Source organism: Kitasatospora sp. NPDC056273 (genome assembly GCF_042268845.1).
Classification (GTDB): Bacteria; Actinomycetota; Actinomycetes; order Streptomycetales; family Streptomycetaceae; genus Kitasatospora.
Genome location: NZ_JBHJSJ010000112.1, coordinates 1 through 6,605, shown reverse-complemented (window position 1 = coordinate 6,605; position 6,605 = coordinate 1). Strand labels below are relative to the sequence as shown.

7 protein-coding genes are annotated in these 6,605 nt (G+C 31.7%); 3 read left to right on the top strand and 4 right to left on the bottom strand.

The genetic code is table 11. The annotated features are described in order from the left end of the window. Positions 1 to 187: 187 nt before the first annotated feature. Positions 188 to 406 (bottom strand): hypothetical protein, encoded by a 219-nt coding sequence (locus ACFCY1_RS41140; protein WP_375867851.1) that lies wholly within the window; start codon positions 404 to 406, stop codon positions 188 to 190. A 129-nt stretch (positions 407 to 535) separates the two neighbouring features. On the opposite strand from ACFCY1_RS41140, the gene ACFCY1_RS41135 reads away from it, so the two are divergent. Continuing rightward, complete coding sequence (locus ACFCY1_RS41135; RefSeq protein ID WP_375877797.1) at positions 536 to 673, top strand: hypothetical protein; 138 nt, start codon at positions 536 to 538, stop codon at positions 671 to 673. Positions 674 to 847: 174 nt separating this feature from the next. On the opposite strand, the gene ACFCY1_RS41130 is transcribed toward ACFCY1_RS41135, so the two are convergent. The 3 genes from ACFCY1_RS41130 to ACFCY1_RS41120 all read right to left on the bottom strand — a co-directional run bounded on the left by ACFCY1_RS41130 (position 848) and on the right by ACFCY1_RS41120 (position 5,031). Next, a complete protein-coding gene (locus ACFCY1_RS41130) occupies positions 848 to 1,420 on the bottom strand; it encodes a DUF3967 domain-containing protein (protein ID WP_375877796.1) in 573 nt (190 codons plus the stop codon). Positions 1,421 to 1,979: 559 nt separating this feature from the next. Then, a complete protein-coding gene (locus ACFCY1_RS41125; RefSeq protein WP_375877795.1) occupies positions 1,980 to 2,351 on the bottom strand; it encodes a hypothetical protein in 372 nt (123 codons plus the stop codon). 19 nt (positions 2,352 to 2,370) lie between these two features. Beyond that, positions 2,371 to 5,031 carry a pLS20_p028 family conjugation system transmembrane protein gene (locus tag ACFCY1_RS41120; RefSeq protein WP_375877794.1) on the bottom strand — a complete coding sequence of 887 codons (2,661 nt, stop codon included), beginning with the start codon at positions 5,029 to 5,031 and terminating at the stop codon, positions 2,371 to 2,373. A 261-nt stretch (positions 5,032 to 5,292) separates the two neighbouring features. On the opposite strand from ACFCY1_RS41120, the gene ACFCY1_RS41115 reads away from it, so the two are divergent. Both ACFCY1_RS41115 and ACFCY1_RS41110 read left to right on the top strand, forming a co-directional pair. Beyond that, positions 5,293 to 5,667: a MobC family plasmid mobilization relaxosome protein gene (locus ACFCY1_RS41115; protein WP_375867848.1), complete on the top strand. Its 375-nt coding sequence runs from the start codon at positions 5,293 to 5,295 to the stop codon at positions 5,665 to 5,667. An 11-nt stretch (positions 5,668 to 5,678) separates the two neighbouring features. After that, positions 5,679 to 6,605: relaxase/mobilization nuclease domain-containing protein (locus tag ACFCY1_RS41110; protein ID WP_375877793.1), on the top strand; the 927-nt coding region annotated here is incomplete at its 3' end.

Below are 6,605 nucleotides of genomic sequence, written 5' to 3'. Positions count from 1 at the left end.
ACATCCAATACAGGAAGTTAATTAAAAACTAAAAGGCGATATTCGTCCATATTTAGGTGAATTTCGCCTTTTTTCGTTTGGGAAATAATAAAAAAAAGAGGTTAATAATGAATTGTGTAATCTTCTAATAACTCCATTTTTCTTTCGTTTTCTATGCTTTATGAAATTTGACAACTTCAAGTTATTGTTAGTGGACAATACTTTTATTAGCTGTATCATACTCTACAAAAAGATAAATATTATATTCCATCGCTTCTTCAAATGCTGCATTATAAAATTTAATTTCTTCAGGTGTTCCAATATAGATACTTTTTTTGTTATCAATAAAATCCCACAAATGAATGCTTTGCTTAGAAACATCAACAAATTCAATAAAATATAAATTACCTGCTGATTCTTTTGACATTGAATATCGCCCCTTTTACGTGTACTATATTAATACACAAATGATATACATTTAATATACCATGAATCATTTTAATATACAATGTGTATTAAAATAATATACAATAAGGTGGGTTGTATAATGTCTCAAGTGGTTAATATGCGCTACCCGAAAGAACTTTTAAAAAGAATTGATGATTTTAAGGATAAAAAAGGGTTTGGAACTCGTACACAGGCTATTATTTATTTGCTTCAATCTGCATTAGATCAAGCTGAAAGAAAGAACTAAAAACAAACACATATGATACAATGAATGTATATCGTAAGTGTGTCGTTACTCCTCGAGCGACGAATAAAAGAGGAGTCGTTCTCCCTAATGACGACTAATAAAAAGGGATCGCAAACCCTCAATGCGATTAAAAAGATAGGGCTAGTAAGTAAGCATGAAAAAAGTGGTGAAAGTTCATTTCCAGAACTTCCACCACTTTTTTGTTTGTTCTTTACTTGCTGCTATTTGTTTTCTTACTTCCATACTTTCTTTTAGTGATTCTAAAAGTTTTTGATCTCTTACTTCTAACTTTTGTTCAATATATTCTTGGTGTTTTTTTATTTGCTCATTTTGTGCTTGTAAAACCTCAAGTAATTTCTCATTAAATTCTTTCTGTTCTCTCATGTCCTTTTGTAGGTGTATCAAGGTTTCCCCTATGTTTATGCTCACTTCATTTTCATCATCATTCACAGTAATATTCATGGGTATTCCCTGTTCAGTAAGAGCATTTTCTACATCTTCTATGGTTTTACCTTCTGAATACAATTCTCTAATTTTAAGGAGAATTTGAAGCGACTCTTCAGCAATCAAATAGCTTTTATGTTTTTTCTTTATGATTAAGTGGTGAACATGATTATTTAAATATCGTCTAAGCGTTTGATGTGGTATACCGGTTTCTTTATCTGCTTCAGAAATTGTAAACCATTTTCTCACTTTCTCACCCCACATGTTTACCATCTTCTTATGTTCAGTGATTCTAGAAAACACAATTATTTTCCTTTATTTTTTCATGAGAATGCTTATGAATCATTTTACACGCTCATTTTAAAATAGAAAATAAAAAAAGAAGTAAGGCTGTTTAAACGTGATGTTTAAGTGTGCAAGAGAGTATAAAGTGAGGTCGTACATATGAATTGGAATAACTTAATCTTTAAAAATCTATTATAAAAAAATAAAAAGAGAGGTGATTTGATTTGAGAATGTAATTTAAAGAATTTCATTTAGAAATTTCTCCAATTTTAGTGGCGATGGTGTTACATGCAATTTCTGTTATGCTTTGATAATAAAGTAAAGAGGACTTCTTTTAGAGTCCTCTTTGCTAGTTAACTAGTAAATTTCAATTTTTAAAGTGTTAATCAATATTAACTACGAAAGAAAATGAACAATCCACCCAAGTATGCTTAATGTAACTAAAACAGCACCAAACTTCAAAACTAATCGCAGGAAGAAAGAACCTGTTGCCAACAAATATTTAATTCCTTTTAGGAAAAGAAATCCCACAATTATTAATAGGAAAATGGTAGCAATCACTTGAACAGCAATCATACTAAAATCTCCGTCTAATTTCGTCTATTACATCTTGAGATAGTATGAATTCATTGTTTCTTAATCTTTCCGCAGTGCTACGAAGATAATTTATATCATCTTCAGAAAGGGTTTGTATATACTCTAAGTTTACAGATGAAAATCTATTTATTGAAATACTGTTTTGAGAAGTTGATTCTTGTGCTATTTTCTCCTTTATTTCTATAAAATCAACAGTTCCGTATGTTTTCATCAGTTTTTTAGCTAATTTAACAGCTTTTTTTTCTTCTTCTTCTTTTAATTTTTTCTTAGCTTCAGCAATCTTTTTGTCTGCTTCTTCCCTTAATTTAAGCGCTAATTCTAATTCCTCTTGTGGATCCTTTTTTCTAGCCATGTTGAGTCTAATCTCCTTTTTATAAATTTCTTAAGACGTCAAATCTAGAACCTTTTTTCGTTTTCCCCTTCTCATAATTACTTACCTTTTCTCCAAACAACGAGCCAAAATAACTTGATTCAACTTTTTTATTTTCTGTTGGTTGCCCGATTTTCTTTGTATCTTGGGTTGATTCAACTATTTGTTTAATACTCTGCTGTACTGGTTCTGGAGTAGATGAAAATGCCTTTTGAACATCTTGCAAGATGACTTGTTTAATTGGTTCTTTTGCTCCAAAAGATGTTTTTTCTAGCTCTTGAACAACTTTCATTTTGAGTGTTTCAGGAGCAATATTTCCTTGTTTTTGAACATCTTCTATTACTCTCTTAACTGTTTGATGTGCTTCTTGTGGAAGCCTTGCTGTTGTAAGAACTTGCTGTACATTTTGTTGTATTTGTTGCGGTGTCGCTATTTTTGCTTGCTCTATTTCTTGTACGACACGTTGTCTATTCGGTGCCGTTTCGGAACTATTTTGAACATCTTGAATCACCGTTTGACGTTGCGACACTGCCTGTCCGTTGCTAGATTGTATATCTTGTACAATGGATTGCTTGCCTATATGGTTAGACTGTGGAACGGATTTAACATCTTGTTCTATGCTTTGTTTTAATGGAGCGCTATTCACTGTATTAGCCTTCATATTTTGAACAGCATCTTGCATAGAATGATTAGCCGAGCTTCCAGCTGCAACTTCTTGTCTGGTACGATTAATAATCCCTTCGCTGCTTTGTTGATTAATTGATTTATTCTCAGGAGTTAATCGCATATTACTTGCTGCATTTACATCCACATTTCCATTCGGATTTAATGATTCTTTTAATTTCATTTCTGCTAAAATTTCTTCATTCGATTGTGTTTTACCATTTGCGCGATCATTCACACTGCTAATAACATCTTGTTGAAGTGTCTGCCTTTGATTAGTTGGCGTTATTGTTGCGTTATCTCCTGCATTTTTTTCTTGTAATTCTTGGCCATTGTTAGACGTATCATATCTTTTTATTGATGATGAAGGGTCATTAGAAAGTTCGTTATTGCTATTTAAAGACTGTTTATTTTGATTTAAACCCTTTTCCCCTTGAAGTGCGTTAGCTACGTTTGTAGCGACTCCAGAAGTTTCAACAGCAGCAGTAGAAAGACCTTCCATCTTACCATCTGAATTAATACTATTACTCAATCCATTACTACTCAATTTTTCTTTAGAAAAATCACCCAATTGATTTCTATTTTTGTTATTACCTGAAACACTATCATTAATCGATTTCTTATTATTATTTGATTGATTATTTAACCTATCTTTATTTACATTTTGATCGTGCGTATTGTTACTGTCATTGTTTTTGGAATTCCCTAGATTTTTTAACCTTTTAAATCCTCCTGTTGTTGCTCGACCAAGCGCAAATGCACCTACAAGTTGACCAAACCCTTCTTTCAATCCTACATCTACACCAAAATAGCGCATAATGGTGTTGCTACCTTTAATTAAAACGAAAGTTGAGGAAATAATCGCAATTACATAAATAAAAATGTTTGGTTGCTTGCTTGCTAAAAACGAAAGAAACACAGTATACATTTTTAAACTTAATCCTGTAAAAGCAATTAAAAGGAAAGCGTTTAATATGTCCTGTACAACCATTTTTGTTCGTTGTCCATTCTCTAAATCAGTGGCAAATACAAATAATCCTACAACCTTTTTAAAACCAATTTCTATGATTGTAGTAACAAAAATAAAAAGAGTAAAAACATAAGCAACAAGAAGAGCAGCTAACCCTATTATCATGGGTGTGAAATTAGCATGATAACGGAAATATCCTTCTTTAAAAGAGTCATTAAAAAAAGCAAATACTCCTCCTTTAATTTTATCTGCAATGACTTTACCGTTTTCATTTGTATCGAGTTTATACGCAAGATGTTTTACTTCTTCACCCTCAACATCATCGATAGTGTCTGAAGTGATTAACGCATTTAAATTAGTTATTTTGAATGAGTCAGGTGTTAATTCATTTCTTTTATTTTCTTTATTATCAAGAGTAGAAAATCCTTGAGATGATATGTAAAGTAGATCAGCCACATTTTCTTGAATGAGATTCCAGGATAAACTTGAAACTTGTTCATTGTTCCCAGCAGTTTGTGTTGCGTAAAAGAAGTTTTTAGAAATATCTTGCATTGTAGTCATCAAAGTGGGTAATCCCAAAATAAGAAAAGCTGAAATAAATATATTTACTCCTAATGACTTAAATTTTGGAGGCTCTTTTGCAATAACAGTTTTAAATCCTAAGTACACCAAAGTCAAAACCATGAGTGTTACTACAAGATCATTAATAATAGCTTTTGTAATACCCTGTATTCCTGAATCATCTAAAAAACTCAACAAACTTAAGGAGTCTGGTATTAACCCTTCAACCCCATTTGTTAGAAAATAGAGTCCTTTAATCAATGCCCATCCCATCCAATGAAACATTACCGTAAAAAAGTTTCCATACGATAAATAATCTTGATACTTTTTTAAAAAGTTTACTGTTTTTTCATCCCCTCCATCTGACCATAAGGAATCCCAAATTGCTGCTTGAACTGATGGAGTTAAAATTATAAATGCTATTAAAAATATTAATATTGGTACAAGAAACTTTCTAAATTTATTCACATAATTCCTCCCCTAATTTAAATTAGCTAATTTCTGTTTATGCTCTTAATTTAGCATGGAAACTTTGTTTCCATAAGGGGTAAAATGAAATTTTTCTAAAAATTTTTGATATAGGGGGATTGGGGGAAAACCCCCAACAAGCCTAAAATGGAAACATGCGAGAGCATGGGCCCATTTTAGTATGCTTGCAAAACATTAAATACTTTTATTGTTTTGTTTAATTACTTATAATTAAAGAATACATGGTGTGGAGGGTTGTAAATGAGTAATCTTAAGGAAGTTAAATTTCGATTAACAGCAGAAGAAGTGGATAAGGCGAAGAAAATATCTAATGAATACAGCATGAGTATTAACGCAATTGCAAAGTTTTTATTACTAAATTTAAAAGCTCCTAAAGGAGCAAACGAAAGAAAAGACGTAAAAGAATTAAACCGCCAAATAGGAGCAATAGGAAATAATCTTAATCAGATGGCTAGAAGGTTAAATTCAACTTCTATGCTTCGAAATGATGAAAAAAAAGAGGTTATTTCGTTGTTAAAAGAAATTAGGAATAATACCCGTATTTTAGTAGGAAAAGAACCTATTGAAGAATCGAAAGAAGATATTATTTTTAAACATAAATCACATTTCCATTAAGGGGGGAAAGTATGCCAATATTTGAAGCTTTAAAAGGAAGTTCGAACGCTAGTGAAACCATTGATTATTGCGAAAAGGAAATTATCAAAGACCCCGAAACTGGAGAGAAGAAAAATAAATGTGTGTTAAAGGCAGGGGTTAATTGTGATATCGCAGATATACGTGATGACTTTGCGGAAACACGTAATCATTTTAATAAAACTGGTGGGCGCCAAGCCATGCACTTTGTACTTTCATTTGACCCAAAAGAATTATCTAATACCCCAGACAATCAAGAAAAATGTTTAGAAATAGGGATGGCTTTAGCTGAAAAAATAGGAAAAGGTCATGAGTCTGGTTGTTTCGTTCATGCAGATCAAGATCACTTACATTGTCATATTGTAACCAACTCTGTAAATTACGAAACCGGACGTAAATTTCAAATGAAGAAAGACCAAGACTTAGTTTTATTTAGAAATATTTCAGATAAAGTTTGCAAAGAACATGGAATTGAACCATTAGAACCTTATCAAGGGGAAAACGTTAAAGAAAAGAATGCTGAAAAGCGTATAAAAGCTCGAGGAAAAACAACTTGGAAAGAAGAAATACGAGAAGCTATAAAGTACGCAAAAAGCCAAGCAACTGACATGCAGTCTTACAAAAAGTTATTAGCTGAAAAAGGTGTAGAAATGTATGAGAGAGGTGAAAATACAAAAGGGTATATACATATTACACAAAGAGATTTAGGAGCCAAAACATACAAAATTAGAGATCGCAATAAGGCTTTAGATGGCGGTTATCATTTAGAAGATGTTTATCAAGCTTTTGAAGAAAATAAACAAAGAACACTTGAAAAAACTCCTGAAAACCACCGATTAAAAAATAAAACGGAAGATCATTTTAAGAAAAAAGGAACCTCTGCAATTACTGAAAAACGCACTGAATCAGCAGTTTCATCT

Excerpts from the sequence above, each read along its gene's own strand:
- ACFCY1_RS41140 (WP_375867851.1), bottom strand. The coding sequence starts at position 406 with ATGTCAAAAGAATCAGCAGGTAATTTATATTTTATTGAATTTGTTGAT.
- ACFCY1_RS41125 (WP_375877795.1), bottom strand. The coding sequence starts at position 2,351 with ATGGCTAGAAAAAAGGATCCACAAGAGGAATTAGAATTAGCGCTTAAA.
- ACFCY1_RS41115 (WP_375867848.1), top strand. The coding sequence starts at position 5,293 with ATGAGTAATCTTAAGGAAGTTAAATTTCGATTAACAGCAGAAGAAGTG.